This is a genomic window from Aquipuribacter hungaricus (assembly GCF_037860755.1).
GTDB classification, from domain to species: domain Bacteria; phylum Actinomycetota; class Actinomycetes; order Actinomycetales; family JBBAYJ01; genus Aquipuribacter; species Aquipuribacter hungaricus.
In genome coordinates, this window is the sequence record NZ_JBBEOI010000059.1 from 1 (window position 1) to 16,853 (window position 16,853).

Sequence of the window (16,853 nt, forward strand, 5' to 3'; positions counted from 1 at the left end):
GTCGCTCGCCCTGCGCGCGGCAGCGACCGCCGCGCGCGCCGGCCTGCCGCTGAGCCCGGTCACCGCCGAGCACCTGGGCGCGGCCTCACCGATCCTGCCCGAGCCCTGGCCGGCCGCGGCGCGCGAGGCCTTCGTCGAGCTCCTGGCCTCCGGCGACGCGCTGCCCGGGGTCTGGGAGAGCCTCGACCTGGAGGGGCTGGTCACCCGCTGGCTGCCCGAGTGGGGCCCGGTGCGCAACCGCCCCCAGCGCAACGCCGTCCACCGCTGGACCGTCGACCGCCACCAGGTGCAGACCTGCGTGGAGGCGCAGCGCTTCCTGCGCGACGTCTCCCGCCCGGACCTGCTGCTGCTCGCCTGCCTGCTCCACGACCTCGGCAAGCGGCCGGGCGCACGCGACCACGCCCGCACGGGCGCCCCGCTGGCCCGGGCCGTCGCCGCCCGCACCGGGCTCACCCCGGCCGACGCCGACGTGGTCGAGCGGCTGGTCCGCGAGCACCTCACCCTCGTCGACCTCGCCACCCGCCGGGACCCCGACGACCCCAGCACCGTCGAGGCGCTCGTCACCGCGGTCGGCGGGCGCGCGGACGTGCTCACCCTGCTGCGCGCGCTCACCGAGGCCGACGCCCTCGCCGCCGGGCCCGCCGCGTGGTCCCCGTGGCGAGCCCGCCTGGTCGACGACCTGGTCCAGCGCGCCCGGGCGCTGCTGCGCGGCGAGCCCGCCCCCGGCCCGGCGCCGCTCACCGAGGCCGAGGCCGCCCTGGTCCGGGACGCGGCCGCCGACGGCACGAGCCGGTTCAGCGTCAGCGAGCTCGAGGGCCTGCTCGCCGTGACCGTCGTCGCCCCCGACCGCGGCGGGCTGTTCGCCGACATCGCCGGCGTGCTCGCCGTGCACCGGCTCGGGGTCCGCTCCGCGCTCGTCCGCACCCTCGACGGGACCGCGGTCGACACCTGGTGGGTCGAGGCCGCCGGCGAGGTGCCGGACCCGGCGGTGCTCCGGGTGTCGCTGCAGCGCCTGGAGGCCGGCGACACCACCGTGCTGGAGCGGCTCGCGCGCCGCGACGCCTCCGTCCGGCTGCGCCGCAGCGCGGGCGACCGCCCCGCCGTCGTCGTGGTGCCGGACGCCAGCGCGTCGGCGACGGTGCTCGAGGTGCGCTCGCAGGACCGGCCCGGGCTGCTGTCCGCGCTCGGCCGGGCGCTGGTCGTCGAGGGCGTCGACGTCCGCTCCGCCCACGTGGCCACCCACGCCGGCCAGGCCGTCGACGTGCTCTACGTCGTCGAGGCCACGACCGGCGCCCCGCTGAGCCCGCCCCGCGTCGGCGCCGTCGTCGCCGCGCTCGTCGAGGCGGCCGACCCCGACCTCGCGGCCAGCACCGTCGGCCGGTGAGGCGAGGGGGCCGGGTGGCCCTGCGGCTACCCTGGCCGGACACCACCGACTGCTGAGGACTGCTGTGTTCGCCTCTCTCTCCGACCGCCTGACGACGACCTTCAAGACCCTGCGGGGCAAGGGACGGCTGAGCCCGGCCGACGTCGACGCGACGGTCCGCCAGATCCGCCTCGCCCTGCTCGACGCCGACGTGTCGCTGCCGGTCGTGCGCGCCTTCACCGCCGCGGTGCGCGAGCGGGCCCTGGGCGACGAGGTCAACGGTGCCCTCAACCCCGGCCAGCAGGTCGTCAAGATCGTCAACGAGGAGCTCGTCACCATCCTCGGCGGCGAGTCCCGCCGGCTGCGCCTGGCCAAGAACCCGCCGACGGTCATCATGCTCGCGGGCCTGCAGGGCGCCGGGAAGACCACGCTCGCCGGCAAGCTCGGGTACTGGCTCAAGCAGCAGGGCCACGCGCCCGTCCTCGTCGCCTGCGACCTCCAGCGCCCCAACGCCGTCACCCAGCTGCAGGTCAACGGCGAGCGGGCCGGCGTCGCGGTGTTCGCGCCCGAGCCCGGCAACGGCGTCGGCGACCCGGTCGACGTCGCCCGCCGCGGCGTCGAGCACGCCCGCGCCCGCGGCTACGACGTCGTCGTCGTCGACACCGCCGGCCGCCTCGGCGTGGACGCCGACCTCATGCAGCAGGCCTCGGACATCCGCGACGCCGTCCAGCCGGACGAGGTGCTCTTCGTCCTGGACGCGATGATCGGGCAGTCCGCGGTCGACACCGCCAAGCAGTTCGACGAGGGCGTCTCGCTCACCGGCGTCGTCATGACCAAGCTCGACGGCGACGCCCGCGGCGGCGCCGCGCTCAGCGTGGTCACCGTCACCGGCAGCCCCATCCTCTTCGCGAGCACGGGCGAGAAGCTCACCGACTTCGAGGTGTTCCACCCCGACCGCATGGCCGGGCGCATCCTCGACATGGGTGACGTCCTCACCCTCATCGAGCAGGCCGAGAAGGCGTTCGACGCCGAGCAGACGGCCAAGATGGCCGACAAGCTCCAGCGCGGCGACGACTTCACGCTGTCGGACTTCCTCGAGCAGATGCAGGCCGTCCGCCGCATGGGCCCGCTCAAGAACATGCTGAAGATGCTCCCCGGCATGGGCGACATGAAGGAGCAGCTCGACGCCTTCGACGAGCGCGAGCTCGACCGGGTCGAGGCCATCGTCCGGTCGATGACGCCCGCCGAGCGCGAGGACACGAAGATCCTCAACGGCTCGCGCCGGTCGCGGATCGCCAAGGGCTCCGGCACGCAGGTCAGCGACGTCAACGGCCTCGTCGACCGCTTCGGCCAGGCCCAGAAGATGATGCGGCAGATGCGCAACGGCGGCGGGATGCCCGGCATGCCGGGGATGCCGGGCGGGATGCCCGGCATGGGCGGCGGCGTCGGCCCGGGCAAGCGCGGCAAGAAGGGCAAGCAGCAGCCGCAGCGCAAGGGCTCGCGCTCGGGCAACCCCGCCAAGCGCGCCGCCGAGCAGGCCGCCCTGCCGCCCGCGCCGGCTCCCGCCGGGTCGGCGTTCGGGCTCGGGGCCGCCCCCCGGTCCGAGGAGCTGGACGCGCTGCCCGAGGGCTTCCGCGACGCCCTCGGCGGTCGCTGAGCCGAGCACCGGTGCCCGACGTCCTGCACCTGCGGGGCCCGGTCCGCGTCGACGCCGACGAGGTCCGCCCGCAGGCGTGGGTGCTCGACGGCCGGCTGACGTACGAGCGGCCCACGTCGCCGGGTGCCGACGTGCAGGTGCTCGACGGCTGGGTCCTGCCCGGGCTCGTCGACGCGCACTGCCACGTCGGCCTGGCCGCCGGGGGAGCGGTCGACCGCGCCACCGCGGAGACCCAGGCGCTCACCGACCGGGACGCCGGCACGCTGCTGCTGCGCGACGCGGGCTCCCCGGCCGACACCCGCTGGGTCGACGGGCGCGACGACCTGCCGCGCATCGTCCGGGCCGGGCGCCACATCGCGCGCACCCGGCGCTACATCAAGGACTTCGCCGTCGAGATCGAGCCGGGCACCCTCGTGGACGAGGTCTGCCACCAGGCCGGCCGCGGCGACGGCTGGGTGAAGATCGTCGGGGACTGGATCGACCGCGACCTCGGCGACCTGGCCCCGTGCTGGCCCGCCGACGTGCTCGCCGAGGCGGTGGCCGCCGCGCACGCGGCCGGCGCCCGGGTGACGGCGCACTGCTTCGCCGAGGACAGCCTCCCCGACCTGCTGGCCGCCGGGATCGACGGCATCGAGCACGGCACCGGGTTCACCGGCGCCACCATCGAGCAGGCAGCCGCCCAGGGCGTCGCGGTCGTCCCGACGCTGGTCAACATCGAGACCTTCCCCGCCCTCGCCGCCGCCGGCGACGCGCGGTTCCCCACCTGGGCCGCGCACATGCGGGCCCTGCACGCGCGGCGCCACCGGACGGTGCGCGACCTGCACGAGGCGGGGGTCCCGCTGTTCGTCGGCACCGACGCCGGCGGCACGCTGCCCCACGGCCTGGTCCCCACCGAGGTCGGGCTGCTCGTGGACGCCGGCCTGCCCCCGGCCACCGTCGTCGGGGCGGCCAGCTGGGACGCGCGCCGCTGGCTCGGCCACGAGGGCCTGGTCGAGGGCGCGCCGGCCGACCTGCTCGTGCTGGACGCCGACCCGCTGCGGGACCCGTCGACGCTGGCCCGGCCGCGGGCGGTCGTCCTGCGCGGGCGGCCCGTCGTGGCACACTAGGCGGCTGTACCCGCCCGCCCCGGCCCCTCTCACCGTGACGGCGCGAGTCCACCTGCCCTCCCCGGCACCGGAACCCCACCCGGTCCCGCGCGGGCGACCACACAGACTCAGGAGACCATCCGCTCGTGGCAGTCAAGATCCGGCTCAAGCGTCTCGGCAAGATCCGCGCTCCCTACTACCGCGTCGTCGTCGCGGACTCGCGCACCCGTCGTGACGGGCGCGCGATCGAGGAGATCGGCCTGTACCACCCGACGGAGGAGCCGTCGCGCATCGTCATCGACTCCGAGCGCGCGCAGTACTGGCTCGGTGTCGGCGCCCAGCCGACCGAGCAGGTCGCCGTGCTCCTGAAGATCACGGGCGACTGGCAGAAGTTCAAGGGCCTGCCCGGCCAGGAGGGCACGCTGCGCGTCGCCCCGCCGAAGCCGGACCGCAAGGCGGCCTACGAGGCGGCCATGAAGGACGCCAAGTCCGACGCCGACGGCACCACCCCCCGCAAGAAGGCCGCCAAGGCCGAGGCCCCCGCCGCCGAGGCGCCGGCCCCCGAGGCCCCCGCGGCCGAGGCTCCCGCCAGCACGCCCGCTGCCGAGACCGCCGCCCCGGCGGAGGACGCCGCGAAGGAGTCCTGACGTGCTGGCCGACGTCGTCGAGCACCTGGTCACCGGGATCGTCGAGCACCCCGAGGACGTGAGCGTCGTCGAGCGCGGCACGCGCCGCGGGCCGCTCGTGCAGGTCCGGGTGCACCCCGACGACATCGGCCGCGTCATCGGGCGGGCGGGACGCACGGCCTCGGCCCTGCGCACCGTCGTCAACGCGCTCTCGGACTCCGGTCCGGTGCGCGTGGACATCGTCGACCTCGACGGTCGCTGACAGCACCACGGTGGTACCCGGTCCCCACGAGGCGGCCGACGACGGGCAGACGCTGCTCGTGGTCGGCCGCCTCGGTCGTCCCCACGGGCTCAAGGGCGAGCTGACCGTCGACGTCCGTACCGACGACGCCGAGGGCCGGTTCGTGCCGGGTGCCCAGTTCCTCACCGACCCCGACGTCGGCGTCCTCACCCTCGCCGCCGCGCGCAGCCACACCGGCCGCTGGGTCCTCCGCTTCGAGGACGTCGTCCAGCGCGAGGACGCCGAGGGGCTGCGCGACGTCGAGCTGCTCGTCGACCCCTCGCGCGACGAGCCCGAGGACGACGCCTGGCCCGTCGCCGCCCTGGTCGGCCTGCGGGCCGAGCACGTCGACGGCACGGAGCTCGGCACGGTGGTCGCGCTGGACGCCGGCGTCGCCCAGGACCTGCTCGTCGTCGACACCGGGCGGGGCCGCGTCCTCGTCCCGTTCGTCAGCGCCCTCGTCCCCGAGGTCGACGTCGCCGGCGGCCGCGTCGCCCTCGACCCGCCGGGCGGCCTCTTCGACGAGCCCGGGCCCGCCTGAGCCCGTGCGCGTCGACGTCGTCACCGTCTTCCCGGACTACCTCGCCCCGCTCCGGCTCTCGCTCATCGGTCGCGCCGTCGAGCGCGGCACCATCGACCTCGCCGTCCACGACCTGCGCACCCACACCACGGACGTCCACCGCACCGTCGACGACTCCCCGTTCGGCGGTGGCGCCGGCATGCTCATGACGCCGCCGCCGTGGGGCGCGGCGCTGGACGCGGTCCGGGCGCAGGGGCAGCAGTCCCTCGGCGCGGACGCCGAGCCCCACCTGCTCGTCATGTCCCCGGCCGGCCACCGCTTCGACCAGGCCACCGCCGCCCGCCTGGCCGCCGAGCCGTGGCTCGTGCTGGCGTGCGGGCGCTACGAGGGCATCGACGAGCGGGTCCTCGACGACGCCGCCCGGCGGCACCGGGTCACCCCGCTGAGCATCGGCGACTACGTGCTCGCCGGCGGGGAGGCCGCGGCGCTGGTCGTCGTCGAGGCCGTGGGCCGCCTGCTGCCCGGCGTGCTCGGCAACGCCGCGAGCGTGGTGGAGGAGAGCCACTCCGACGGCCTGCTCGAGGCGCCGTCCTACACCCGGCCCGCGACGTGGCGGGACCTCGACGTGCCCGCCGTCCTCACCGGCGGCGACCACGGCAAGGTCGCCCGGTGGCGCCGGGACGAGTCGCTGCGCCGCACCGCGGAGCGCCGCCCGGACCTGCTCGCTGGGGCCCCGGCCGACCGCTTCGACCGCCGCGACCTGGAGCTGCTGCGCGGCCTGGGCTGGGTCCCGGCCGACGGGCTGCTCGTCCTCGTCGCCTGAGGGTCGGGCTGCTCCGTCCGGCGGCGGATTCACCGCCCCGGGCCCGCCTGTGGCATCCTTCACCGGTCGCCGGTCCGCCTGCCGCAGGGGGAGCCCGGCCGCCACGGACGCCCCGGCGTCCGCACCTCCTCCTCGACGCACCCAGACCGCCGGGCACCCGCCCGGCAGGCCGGTGTCCTGCGGCACCGTCCAGGAAGGCCACATGCACACCCTTGACAACCTCGACGCCGCCAGCCTGCGCAGCGACGTCCCCGAGTTCCGTGCCGGCGACACCGTGAAGGTGCACGTCAAGGTCGTCGAGGGCAGCCGCTCCCGCGTCCAGGTGTTCCAGGGCGTCGTCATCCGCCGCCACGGCGGCGGCGTGGGCGAGACCTTCACCGTCCGCAAGATCAGCTTCGGCGTCGGCGTGGAGCGCACCTTCCCGCTGCACAGCCCGGTGATCGACAAGATCGAGGTCGCCAGCCGCGGCATCGTGCGCCGCGCGAAGCTGTACTACCTGCGCGACCTGCGCGGCAAGAAGGCCCGCATCCGCGAGCGCCGCGACGCCGTCCCCGCCAAGGGCTGACCCGCCCGCGCGCTCCGGCGCGCACGAGCCGTCGGCCGGCGCCCGGTACCTGCAGAGCCGCAGGTACCGTGGCGCCAGGTCGACGGTGCCCCCGCGAGGGGGCCGAGCCGAGGGAGAGCCCGTGGGGGACGGCCCCGTGATCGACGAGACCCCGGGGGAGGCGCTGGTGCCCGAGCGCCCCCGCCCCACCGGCTGGTCCCGCGTCTGGCGCGACCTGCGCGAGGTCGGCGCGACGGTCGTGGTGGCCCTGGCCATCGCGGTGGTCGTCAAGACCTTCCTCGTGCAGCCGTTCTTCATCCCCTCGGAGTCGATGGAGTCGACCCTGCTCGTCGGGGACCGGGTGCTGGTGAGCAAGCTCGAGCCCGGACCGGGCACGCTCGAGCGCGGGGACGTCGTCGTCTTCGTCGACCCGGGCGGCTGGCTCGCGCCGAGCGCGTCGGAGCCGCCGCTGTACGTCCGCGCCCTCACCTTCGTGGGTCTGCTCCCGGCCAACTCCGGCGAGCACCTCATCAAGCGCGTCGTCGGGCTCCCCGGGGACACCGTCGAGTGCTGCGACGACCGCGGCCGCATGCTCGTCAACGGGGTCCCCGTCGACGAGCCGTACCTGTTCGACGGCGACGTCCCCTCCACCATCGAGTTCACCGTCGAGGTGCCCGAGGGCCGGCTCTGGGTGCAGGGCGACCACCGCTCGGTGTCCGAGGACTCGCGCTACCAGGTCGGCCAGCCCGGGGGCGGCATGGTGCCCCTGGACAACGTCGTCGGGCGCGCCGTCCTCGTCATGTGGCCGTTCGACCGGTTCACCACCCTGCCCACCCCCGAGCCCGTCTTCGACGAGGTCGGCGGGGTCGACGGCGTCTCGTGACCGCCGTCCCCGCCGCCCGCCGGGCCCGCCCGGACGCCCCCCGCGACCCGGGCTGGCGCCCGTCGCTGCGGATGGCCCGCGCGTCGATGCGCACCCACTCGCTGGTGCGGGTCGGCGGGATGGACGAGGTCGGCCGCGGCGCGCTCGCGGGCCCGGTCAGCGTCGGGGTCGTCGTCGTGGACGCCGCCACCCGCAGCGCCCCGCCCGGCCTGGACGACTCCAAGCGGCTCAGCGCGCTCGAGCGGGAGCGGCTGCACCCGCTGCTGGCCCGGTGGGCGCCCGCCTGGGCCGTCGGCCACGCGAGCAACGACGAGATCGACGCCTGGGGGATCCTCGTCGCCCTGAGGGTCGCCGGCCTCCGGGCGCTGGCGGCGCTCCCGCTCGCGCCCGAGCGGCTCCTGCTCGACGGCACCTACGACTGGCTGCACCGTCCCGTGCCGGCACCGCGCGAGGAGACCCTCTTCGACGCCTTCGAGCCCGTCGCCGACGACGCCCCGGACGAGCTCGTCTCGCTGGGCCCCGCTGCCCCGCCGGTGGACCTGCTGCCCAAGGCCGACCGCCGCTGCGCCGCCGTCGCCGCGGCCTCGGTGCTGGCCAAGGTCGAGCGGGACCGCCTCATGGCCAGGCTCGGCGAGGGCGACCCCCGCTGGGGCTGGCAGCACAACAAGGGCTACAGCGCGCCCGAGCACCTGGCCGCGCTCGCCGAGCACGGTCCGTGCCACTGGCACCGCCGCTCGTGGCGGCTGCCCACGGGCGAGGTCCTGACTGCCGGCGAGGCCGTGCCCGGTGGCGAGGCTGTCGCCGAGGGCACCGGCCTGGCGGCGGGCGGGGTGGACGTGCTCGAGGGCCCTGCCCCCGGCGCGACCCCCGTGCGAGACTGACAGCCGGACCACCCGAGCATCCGCACCCGAGCACCGTCCCGACCCACCCGCCCCTCCCCGACGCAGCGGAGGCAGGAGTGCACGACGCGCAGACCAGCGGCAGCGACGCCGCTGCCACGCGCCGGCGGCACGGGCGCTGGCAGGAGGACGGCAACGGTGCCGGTCCTGAGGCGGGGCGTGACGCCGGACCTGATGACGCGGTGCTCGTCAGGCCGCTCGTCGAGGAGTCGTGGCGGCGCAGCAGGGCCGCGGGCGTCGACCCCGAGCACCCCGTCCTCGACGTCGACGTCGACGACGCCACGCTGTCCCGGCTGCGGCGGGCCAGCCCGCTGACCACGGCGCTCCCGCTGCTGGAGCGGATGCTGCTCGACGGTGCCGACGACGCGCACGTGCTCGCGGTGTCCGACGCCGAGGGCCGGCTGCTGCACGTGCGCGGCGACACCCAGGTGCGCCGCCGGATGGAGAGCCTCGGCTTCACCGAGGGCGCCCGCTGGGACGAGGCCCACGTCGGCACCAACGCGCCGGGCACGGCGCTGGCCCTGGACACCCCCGTCCGCATCCTGTCCGGGGAGCACTGGGCGACCCCGGTGCACCGCTGGTCCTGCTCGGCCGCCCCTGTCCACGACCCGGTGACCGGCGAGGTGCTGGGCGCCGTCGACCTGTCGGGCGGTGACGAGGTCGCCTCCTCCTACGCGCTGGCGCTGGTCCGCGCGGCCGCCGCGGCGGTGGAGGCCTCGCTCCTCCCGCGGGCCCCCGCACCCCGCCGGCGCGGCGAGCCCGTCGGTGCCGCGGGGCGGGGTGCCGACCCCGGGGGGCAGGTGCCGGGCGGCAGGCGGGCCGGGCAGCCGGTCGGGGGACCTGGTGGGGCACCGGCGTGGCTGCAGGTGCTCGGGGTCGACCAGCCGGTGCTGCACGTCGACGGGCGGGCGCACCCGCTGACGCCGCGGCACGCCGAGATCCTCCTCGTCCTGGCCGGGCACGAGGCCGGGGTCGGGGGCGACGCCCTCGCGGAGTCGCTCAGCGAGCAGCTGCTGTCGCCGGTCACCGTGCGCGCCGAGGTGTCACGGCTGCGGTCGGTCCTGCGCCGCCTGCTCGGTGCCGAGGCCGTCGGCACGCGGCCCTACCGGCTGCTCGTCCCGCTGCGCAGCGACGCCGACGACGTCGCCGCCGCCCTGGCCCGGGGGGCGCACCGGCGCGCGCTCGACCTGTACGGCGGCCCGCTGCTGCCGGCCTCCGAGGCCCCGGTCGCCACGCGCGCCCGGCACGAGCTGCAGGGCCGGCTGCGGGGCAGCGTGCTGCGCGCCGGCTCGACCGACAGCCTGTGGCGATGGGCGTCCACGCAGGGACGCGACGACCTCGAGGCGTGGCAGCGGCTGCTGCGCGAGCTGCCGTACGGGTCGCCCCGGCGGGCCGAGGTCTCCGCGCACCTGGCCGCCCTGGCCGCCGCGGGCTGAGGCTAGGCCGGCGGGACCTCGGGCCACCGGGCCCGTGCAACGCGGGTGCAACGTCGCGCGCCTAGCGTCGACGGCGGGCCGGCAAGGGTGCCGGCCGCCCGAGAAGGAGATGCGCATGACGGTCTACTCCGCGCCCGGCACCGACGGCGCCGTCGCGAGCTACGACAGCCGGTACGAGAACTGGATCGGCGGCGAGTGGGTCGCCCCGGTCAAGGGCCGCTACTTCGAGAACCCCAGCCCCGTCAACGGCCGGACCTTCACCGAGGTCGCGCAGGGCACCGCCGAGGACGTCGAGCTGGCGCTGGACGCCGCCCACCGGGCCGCCCCCGCCTGGGGCCGGACGTCGCCGGCCGAGCGCGCGGTCATCCTCAACAAGATCGCCGACCGCATGGAGGAGAACCTCGAGCGGCTGGCGGTCCTCGAGACCTGGGACAACGGCAAGGCGGTCCGCGAGACCCTCGCCGCGGACCTGCCGCTGGCCGTCGACCACTTCCGCTACTTCGCCGGCGCGCTCCGGGCGCAGGAGGGCCACCTGTCGCAGATCAACGAGGACACGGTCGCCTACCACTTCAAGGAGCCGCTGGGCGTCGTCGCCCAGATCATCCCGTGGAACTTCCCCATCCTCATGGCCACGTGGAAGCTCGCCCCGGCACTGGCGGCCGGCAACTGCGTCGTGCTCAAGCCCGCCGAGCAGACCCCGGCCTCGATCCTCGAGTGGGTCAAGATCGTCGGCGACCTGCTGCCCCCGGGCGTCCTCAACATCGTCAACGGCTTCGGCGTCGAGGCCGGGAAGCCGCTGGCCAGCAGCAGCCGCATCGCCAAGGTCGCCTTCACCGGCGAGACCACGACCGGCCGGCTGATCATGCAGTACGCCAGCCAGAACCTCATCCCCGTCACCCTCGAGCTCGGCGGCAAGAGCCCCAACGTGTTCTTCGAGGACGTCGCCGCGGCCGACGACGCCTTCTACGACAAGTGCCTCGAGGGCTTCACGATGTTCGCGCTCAACCAGGGCGAGGTCTGCACCTGCCCCAGCCGCGGCCTCGTCCAGGCGTCGATCTACGACAAGTTCCTCGCCGACGCGACCGAGCGCACCAAGCACGTGCAGCAGGGCGACCCGCTGGACACCAGCACGATGATGGGTGCGCAGGCCAGCAACGACCAGCTCGAGAAGATCCTCAGCTACATCGAGATCGGCAAGGCCGAGGGTGCCCGCGTCGTCACCGGCGGCGAGCGCGCCGACCTGGGCGGCGACCTGTCCGGCGGCTACTACGTCACCCCGACGATCTTCGAGGGCCGCAACGACATGCGGATCTTCCAGGAGGAGATCTTCGGGCCGGTCATCGCGGTGACGTCCTTCCGCGACTACGACCACGCGATGGAGATCGCCAACGACACCCTCTACGGCCTCGGCGCCGGGGTGTGGACGCGCGACATCACCACCGCCTACCGCGCCGGCCGCGAGATCAAGGCCGGCCGGGTGTGGACGAACTGCTACCACGACTACCCGGCGCACGCGGCGTTCGGCGGCTACAAGTCCTCCGGCATCGGCCGCGAGAACCACCTGATGATGCTCGACCACTACCAGCAGACCAAGAACATGCTGGTCAGCTACTCGCCGGACAAGCTCGGCTTCTTCTGAGCGAGCACCACCCCCTGCCCTCCTGCACGCCCCCGGCGCCGGTGCACAGTCCCGTCGGCGCCGGGGGCCCCACCCTCCCCACGAGGAGCGCCATGACGACCGGACCCGCCACCGCCCTGCCCCCCGGCACCGCCCTGCCCCCCGGCACCACCCTTCCCCCGGGCACCACGCCTGCGCCGACGGGCGACGGCCCGGTGACCGACGTGCGCCGCGTCGACCTCACCGAGGCGGCCGCCGTCGTCCTGCGCGAGCTGACCGAGGACAACGGGCCGCTGATGTTCCACCAGTCCGGCGGCTGCTGCGACGGCAGCTCGCCCATGTGCTACCCCCAGGGTGAGTTCCTCACCGGGGACGGCGACGTGCGGCTCGGCTCCGTCGACATCGGCTCCGGGCCGCCGGTCGAGGTGTGGATGTCACGACCGCAGTTCGCCTACTGGAAGCACACCCACCTCACCGTCGACGTGGTCCCCGGCCGGGGCGCCGGCTTCAGCCTCGAGGCGCCTCGCGGCGTCCGCTTCCTCATCCGGTCCCGGCTGTTCAGCGATGCCGAGAGCCACTGGCTCGAGGCGCACTGGGCCGAGGGGATGGGCTGAGGGTCCCGTCCCGCTGCCCGCCCGCCCCGGCCCCCGTCTGGTCCGGGCCGGTCCCGCTCGGTGCCACGATGGGCGGGTGAGCGCCGAGGACCTGGAGAAGTACGAGGCGGACCTGGAGCTGCAGCTCTACCGGGAGTACCGGGACGTGGTCGGCCTGTTCAGCTACGTGGTGGAGACCGAGCGCCGCTTCTACCTGGCCAACGGCGTCCAGGTCACCCCGCGCGGCGCCGACGGCGAGGTCTGGTTCGAGGTGCACCTCACCGACGCGTGGGTGTGGGACCTGTACCGGCCCGCCCGCTTCGTCAAGGACGTGCGGGTGGTGACGTTCAAGGACGTCAACGTCGAGGAGATGGCCAAGTCCGACCTCGAGGTCCCCAAGACCGGCGGCTTCGAGGGCTGACCGTCCGACCGGGCCCCGGCCCGCTCTCGGGTCGCCCACCTGACCGGCGGCCCGGCCAGCTGTGTCCCCAGGTACCGCGCCGCCGCCCGCGTCCACAGCCGGGCGGTCGCCTTGCCTGGGGCGGGGTCTGCCCGGCCGAGCCTGGGCGGGTGGACGCCCAGGAGCACCAGACCGTCGAGCACGCCGTCGTCGAGCACGTGCGTACGGGCGCGCCTGCCCCGCCGGGGTTGCCGGCCTCCCCGGTGGTGCCGCCGCCTGGGGCACGGGGGGCTGGGGGCGCGGCGGTCGGGCAGGGCGCGGCCGTCGGGCAGGGCGCGGACGGTCGATGTAGCACCGGGGTGGCCGGGCGGCCGGGCGCTGTCACCGGCGGCGCAGCCGTCGGGGCGGGTGCCGTCGTCGAGAGGGGCACGGTCGTGGGGCGCGGCGCCCGGGCGGCCGTCGGGGCGTTCGGCGAGCAGCTGGTCGCGGACCGCCTCACGGAGCAGGGCTGGACGGTGCTCGAGCGCAACTGGCGCAGCCGGTCCCGCGACTGCCCCGGCGAGCTCGACCTCATCACCCTCGACCCCGACGGGGCCCTGGTCGTCGTCGAGGTGCGGACCCGCCGGGGCGACTCCTGCGGCACGGCCCTGGAGAGCGTGACCCCGCTCAAGCTGCGGCGCCTCAGGCGGCTGTGCGGCGTGTGGTGGGGCGAGCAGGACCAGGCCTCCCGGGTGCGCGGGACCGGCGGGCTGCGGATCGACGTCGTGGCCGTGCAGCTGCGGCGGCAGGGGCCCAACCGGCTCACGCACGTGCGCGGGGTCGGCTGATGGGGCTCGGGCGGACGCTGTGCGCGGCGCTCGTCGGGCTCGAGGGCCACGTGGTGGAGGTCGAGGCGCACGTCTCGCCGGGCCTCGTGCAGTGGGTGGTGGTCGGCCTGCCTGACACCGGCGTGCTCGAGGCCCGCGACCGCGTGCGCTCCGCGCTGGTCGCCAGCCGGCAGGCGCCGCCCCAGGCCCGGGTGACGGTCAACCTGTCCCCGGCCGGCCTGCCCAAGTCGGGCACGGCCTTCGACCTCGGTGTCGCGGTCAGCGTGCTCGCCGCCGTCGGGCAGGTCCCGCAGACCGTCGCCGAGGTGGGGCACGTCGGCGAGCTCGGCCTGGACGGGTCCGTCCGGTCGGTGCCGGGCGTGCTGCCGGCGGTCCTCGGCCTGGTGCGTGCCGGGGTGCGCCGGGTGGTCGTGCCGCGCCGGGACGTCCCCGAGGCCCGGCTGGTCCCCGGCGTCGAGGTGGTGGGCGTCGGGTCGCTCGCCGAGGCCGTGGCCCTGCACCGGGGGGAGCCGTGGGACGAGCATCCCGGTGAGCCTCCCGGCCGGGCCCGGCCGGAGGGGGATCCCGCCGGCGGCGCGGAGGGGGGCCGGGTGCCGGACCTCGCCGACGTCGTGGGCCAGCAGATGGGACGCCGTGCCGTCGAGGTGGTCGCCGCGGGCGCCCACCACCTGCTCATGCTCGGCCCGCCCGGCTCCGGCAAGACGATGCTCGCGGCCCGGCTGCCCGGGCTGCTGCCGGACCTCGACGACGCCGACGCCCTGACGGCCACGTCCGTCCACTCCCTGGCGGGCACCCTGGCCGCGCCCAGGCTGCTGCGCCGTCCGCCGTTCGAGGCGCCGCACCACACCTCGAGCGTGGCCGCCGTTGTCGGCGGCGGCACCGGCCTGCCCCGTCCGGGGGCGGCCAGCCGCGCGCACGCCGGGGTGCTGTTCCTCGACGAGTGCCCGGAGTTCCGCCGTGGCGTCCTCGACGCGCTGCGCCAGCCGCTGGAGCAGGGCGTCGTGGAGGTGCAGCGGGCCAAGGGCATGGCCCGGCTGCCGGCCCGCTTCCAGCTCGTCATGGCCGCGAACCCCTGCCCCTGCGGCAACGCCTCCGCGGGCGCCCGCGGCGAGCGGTGCCGCTGCGCTCCTCGCACCCGTCAGTCCTACCTGGCCCGGCTGTCGGGGCCGCTGCTGGACCGCGTCGACGTCCAGGTCGAGGTCCCGGGGGTGGCCGCGGCGCTGTGGGCCTCGGCCGAGCCGGGGGAGTCGACCGCCGTGGTGGCGGCCCGGGTGCGCTCGGCCCGCGCCACGGCGCGCCAGCGGTGGGGGCCGGAGTGGCCGACCAACGCGCAGGTGCCGGGCACCGTGCTCCGGTCCCCGCGGCACCGCCCGGCGTCCTCGGTGCTCGCCCCGCTGGTGCGCGGCGTGGACCGCGGCACGCTCACCGCCCGCGGCTACGACCGTGCCCTGCGGGTGGCGTGGAGCATCGCCGACCTGGCGGGCCGCGACGGGCCCGGGGCCGACGAGGTGTCCGAGGCCGTGTCCTTCCGCACCCTGGCGTCGCTGGCATGAGCGCCACGCGGGCGGCGGCCGACGGGTGCGACGACGACCGGCTGGCGCGGGCCCACCTGTCGCGGGTGGTGGAGCCCGGCGACCGGCGGCTCCGGCTCCGGCTGCAGGACCGCGGGGCGGTGGACCTCGTCCGGCAGCTGCGCGACGGCCGGGGCGACGAGGTGTGGCAGGCCCGGCACGACCGGCTCGACGGGCCGACCACGGCGCTGGTGGCGAGCGCGGCGCGGGCCGGCGTCGGCCTGGTCGTCCCGGCCGACGGCTGCTGGCCTCCCGGCTTCGACGACCTCGACGACCTCGGGCCGCGGGACGGGCCGGACGGGGGCGCCCCTGTCTGCCTCTGGGTGCGAGGGGTCCTGCCGCCCGCTGCGGGCGCACCGCCCGTCGCGTCGGTGGTCGGCAGCCGCGCCGCGACGGCCTACGGCGTGCACGTCGCCGAGGAGCTCGCGGCGGGGCTGGTCGACCGCGGTTGGACGGTGGTGTCGGGCGCGGCCTACGGGATCGACGCCGCCGCCCACCGCGGCGCGCTCGCCGTCGAGGCCCCGGCAGGGCTGCCCACGGTGGCCGTCCTCGCCGGCGGCGCCGACCGTGCCTCTCCCGCCGGGCACGACCTCCTGCTCCGCCGTGTCGTCGAGCGCGGCGGTGCCGTGGTGTCGGAGCTGCCGCCGGGCACCCGGCCCGCCGCGTACCGGTTCCTGCTCCGCAACCGGCTGATCGCCGCCTGGGGTGCCGGCACGGTCGTCGTCGAGGCGTCCTTCCGCTCGGGGGCGCTGAGCACGGCGCGCACCGCGGCGGGCCTGTCCCGTCAGGTCGCCGCCGTCCCCGGACCGGTGACGTCCGGAGCGTCCAGCGGCACCAACCGGCTGCTGCGCGACGGCGCGTCGTGCGTGACCGGCGCTGACGACGTGGTCGAGCTGTTCGGGCCCATGGGCACCGCGCCCCTGTGGGACGAGCGGCGGCCGGGTGCCGTGACGGGCGGCGGCGGGGGCGGGCCCGCCGACGGTCCGACGACGCCCGGGGTCAGGGGCGTCGAGCACCTCGGTGACGACGCGGTGCGGGTCTGGCACGCGCTCGAGGGCGGGCGCGCGCGGCCGGTCGTCGACCTGGTGTGCGCGGTGGGCCTGGGGGAGCGGGCGGTGACGTCGGCGCTCGCGCTGCTGGAGCTCGAGGGGGTGGTCAGCCACGACGGCGCCCGGTGGCGGCGTGGCGCCGGGCGCGGCCGTCGGCCCCCCGTGGTCCCATGACGGGATGGCCAGCACGGAGGCACCCCCCGGCAGCGGGACCAGGACCGTCCCTCCGGTGGACGGGCCGACCCCGGTCGGGAGCCCGCTCCCGGCCGCGGGCCCGCTCCCGGCCGACGGCCTCCTGCCGGCCGACGCGCCCGCGGTGCTCGCACGCTTCGTCGACTGGCTGCGCTGGGAGCGGGGCCGGTCGCCCGCCACCGTGCGCGCCTACCGGGCCGACGTCACCGCGCTGCTCCGCCACGCGGCCGGCCTCGGGGTGGGCGACGTCGGCGGGCTGACCACGGCGCACGTGCGCTCGTGGCTCGGTGCCGGGGCGGCGGCGGGCTGGTCCCGGGCGACCACCGCCCGGCGGGCGGCCGCGGCGCGGACCTTCACGTCGTGGGCGGTGCGGCAGGAGGTCCTCTCCACCGACCCCGCCGCGCGGCTGGCCACGCCCCGGCGCTCCCGCCACCTGCCCCGGGTGCTGGACGAGGCCGAGGCGCGACGGCTGTGCGAGGCCGCCGGG

Annotated in this window: 18 protein-coding genes; all 18 read left to right on the forward strand. The window is 76.6% G+C overall.

Annotation, left to right across the window (positions count from 1 at the left end; all coding sequences use genetic code 11):
• Nucleotides 1-1,384, forward strand: a 1,384-nt coding sequence (locus tag WCS02_RS08700; RefSeq protein WP_340292069.1) for an HD domain-containing protein, incomplete at its 5' end; no start/stop codon positions are given.
• Between the two features lie 64 nt (nucleotides 1,385-1,448).
• Complete coding sequence (gene ffh, locus WCS02_RS08705) at nucleotides 1,449-3,020, forward strand: signal recognition particle protein (protein ID WP_340292072.1); 1,572 nt, start codon at nucleotides 1,449-1,451, stop codon at nucleotides 3,018-3,020.
• Nucleotides 3,021-3,031: 11 nt separating this feature from the next.
• Nucleotides 3,032-4,126, forward strand: a complete 1,095-nt coding sequence (locus WCS02_RS08710) for an amidohydrolase family protein (protein WP_340292075.1) — start codon at nucleotides 3,032-3,034, stop codon at nucleotides 4,124-4,126.
• A gap of 125 nt (nucleotides 4,127-4,251) precedes the next feature.
• Nucleotides 4,252-4,752 carry a 30S ribosomal protein S16 gene (gene rpsP / locus WCS02_RS08715; RefSeq protein ID WP_340292077.1) on the forward strand — a complete coding sequence of 167 codons (501 nt, stop codon included), beginning with the start codon at nucleotides 4,252-4,254 and terminating at the stop codon, nucleotides 4,750-4,752.
• Between the two features lies 1 nt (nucleotide 4,753).
• A complete protein-coding gene (locus WCS02_RS08720) occupies nucleotides 4,754-4,993 on the forward strand; it encodes an RNA-binding protein (protein ID WP_340292079.1) in 240 nt (79 codons plus the stop codon).
• Nucleotides 4,994-5,003: 10 nt separating this feature from the next.
• Nucleotides 5,004-5,552, forward strand: coding sequence for a ribosome maturation factor RimM (gene rimM / locus WCS02_RS08725; protein WP_340292081.1), 549 nt, complete (start codon nucleotides 5,004-5,006; stop codon nucleotides 5,550-5,552).
• Between the two features lie 4 nt (nucleotides 5,553-5,556).
• Nucleotides 5,557-6,354: a tRNA (guanosine(37)-N1)-methyltransferase TrmD gene (trmD, locus tag WCS02_RS08730; protein WP_340292083.1), complete on the forward strand. Its 798-nt coding sequence runs from the start codon at nucleotides 5,557-5,559 to the stop codon at nucleotides 6,352-6,354.
• Between the two features lie 202 nt (nucleotides 6,355-6,556).
• Nucleotides 6,557-6,919, forward strand: coding sequence for a 50S ribosomal protein L19 (rplS, locus tag WCS02_RS08735; protein ID WP_340292085.1), 363 nt, complete (start codon nucleotides 6,557-6,559; stop codon nucleotides 6,917-6,919).
• Between the two features lie 136 nt (nucleotides 6,920-7,055).
• Nucleotides 7,056-7,781, forward strand: coding sequence for a signal peptidase I (gene lepB / locus WCS02_RS08740; RefSeq protein ID WP_340292087.1), 726 nt, complete (start codon nucleotides 7,056-7,058; stop codon nucleotides 7,779-7,781).
• Nucleotides 7,778-8,662 (forward strand): ribonuclease HII, encoded by an 885-nt coding sequence (locus WCS02_RS08745; protein ID WP_340292089.1) that lies wholly within the window; start codon nucleotides 7,778-7,780, stop codon nucleotides 8,660-8,662. The genes lepB and WCS02_RS08745 overlap by 4 nt, the downstream gene beginning before the upstream one ends.
• Nucleotides 8,663-8,739: 77 nt before the next feature.
• Nucleotides 8,740-10,116 (forward strand): GAF domain-containing protein, encoded by a 1,377-nt coding sequence (locus WCS02_RS08750; protein WP_340292090.1) that lies wholly within the window; start codon nucleotides 8,740-8,742, stop codon nucleotides 10,114-10,116.
• A gap of 115 nt (nucleotides 10,117-10,231) precedes the next feature.
• Nucleotides 10,232-11,755: an aldehyde dehydrogenase gene (gene adh / locus WCS02_RS08755; RefSeq protein ID WP_340292091.1), complete on the forward strand. Its 1,524-nt coding sequence runs from the start codon at nucleotides 10,232-10,234 to the stop codon at nucleotides 11,753-11,755.
• A gap of 203 nt (nucleotides 11,756-11,958) precedes the next feature.
• The gene (locus WCS02_RS08760) at nucleotides 11,959-12,348 is read left to right on the forward strand and encodes a DUF779 domain-containing protein (protein ID WP_452039064.1); all 390 of its coding nucleotides are present in this window, start codon (nucleotides 11,959-11,961) and stop codon (nucleotides 12,346-12,348) included.
• A gap of 76 nt (nucleotides 12,349-12,424) precedes the next feature.
• Nucleotides 12,425-12,748, forward strand: coding sequence for a DUF2469 domain-containing protein (locus WCS02_RS08765; protein WP_340292095.1), 324 nt, complete (start codon nucleotides 12,425-12,427; stop codon nucleotides 12,746-12,748).
• 149 nt (nucleotides 12,749-12,897) lie between these two features.
• On the forward strand, nucleotides 12,898-13,554 hold the full coding sequence (locus tag WCS02_RS08770; protein WP_340292097.1) for a YraN family protein: 657 nt from the start codon (nucleotides 12,898-12,900) through the stop codon (nucleotides 13,552-13,554).
• A complete protein-coding gene (locus tag WCS02_RS08775; RefSeq protein WP_340292099.1) occupies nucleotides 13,554-15,107 on the forward strand; it encodes a YifB family Mg chelatase-like AAA ATPase in 1,554 nt (517 codons plus the stop codon). Before WCS02_RS08770 ends, WCS02_RS08775 begins: the two co-directional genes overlap by 1 nt.
• On the forward strand, nucleotides 15,104-16,348 hold the full coding sequence (locus WCS02_RS08780) for a DNA-processing protein DprA (protein ID WP_340292101.1): 1,245 nt from the start codon (nucleotides 15,104-15,106) through the stop codon (nucleotides 16,346-16,348). Before WCS02_RS08775 ends, WCS02_RS08780 begins: the two co-directional genes overlap by 4 nt.
• A gap of 55 nt (nucleotides 16,349-16,403) precedes the next feature.
• A partial coding sequence (locus WCS02_RS08785) for a site-specific integrase (protein ID WP_340292103.1) occupies nucleotides 16,404-16,853 on the forward strand: 450 nt, incomplete at its 3' end.

Coding starts and splice junctions, on each gene's coding strand:
- adh (WP_340292091.1), top strand. CDS start 10,232: ATGACGGTCTACTCCGCGCCCGGCACCGACGGCGCCGTCGCGAGCTAC.
- WCS02_RS08780 (WP_340292101.1), top strand. CDS start 15,104: ATGAGCGCCACGCGGGCGGCGGCCGACGGGTGCGACGACGACCGGCTG.
- rplS (WP_340292085.1), top strand. CDS start 6,557: ATGCACACCCTTGACAACCTCGACGCCGCCAGCCTGCGCAGCGACGTC.
- WCS02_RS08775 (WP_340292099.1), top strand. CDS start 13,554: ATGGGGCTCGGGCGGACGCTGTGCGCGGCGCTCGTCGGGCTCGAGGGC.